At 62.0% G+C, this 590-nt stretch carries 1 protein-coding gene; it reads left to right on the forward strand.

The genetic code is table 11. The features are described 5' to 3' along the window. A partial coding sequence (locus tag ACF8MI_RS04545; protein ID WP_392517379.1) for an immunoglobulin-like domain-containing protein occupies nucleotides 1-590 on the forward strand: 590 nt, incomplete at both ends.

A 590-nucleotide genomic window follows, 5' to 3' on the forward strand; every position in this document is an offset into this window, starting at 1 on the left:
ACTGCGCCGGACAACGTCTACATCGGTACCAACGACTCGATCGTGAAATCGATCGCCTCGGTCAGCGGCACCGACGTCGGCAAGTTCGAGCAGCTGACCCTGGACAAGGCCCCGGTCACCACCACCGTCACCGACGAGCCAGGTTCGGGTACTCCGGGCACCGGTAACCAGGGTGACCTGGTGCTGGTCACCATTACCGCCGACCAGACCTCGGTCGCCGAGAACGTGAAGCCGACCTTCACCGTGCACATCAACACGGCACTGGCCAACGACCTGGTCGTGACCCTGAGCAACAACGCCCAGGTCACCATCAAGGCCGGCCAGACCAGCGCGCCATACGAACACGCTGCACAAGGCGACGATGTCTACAAAGACGGCGGTGAAATCAGCCTGGGTATCAAGTCGGCCGCCGACATCGGCAACCGTCCGTTCGAGAACCTGCAGCTGGGCGATGCGGCGAAAGTCACCGTCACCGACACCACCGACGAAGTGATCGCGAAGCTGACTGCTACCCCGTCGGTCACTGAAGGCGGCGTGATCACCTATACCGTCACGCTGACCAACAAAGACGGGCTGCCGATCAACAACCA

It is taken from the genome of Pseudomonas sp. yb_9, assembly GCF_043103635.1.
GTDB classification, from domain to species: domain Bacteria; phylum Pseudomonadota; class Gammaproteobacteria; order Pseudomonadales; family Pseudomonadaceae; genus Aquipseudomonas; species Aquipseudomonas monteilii.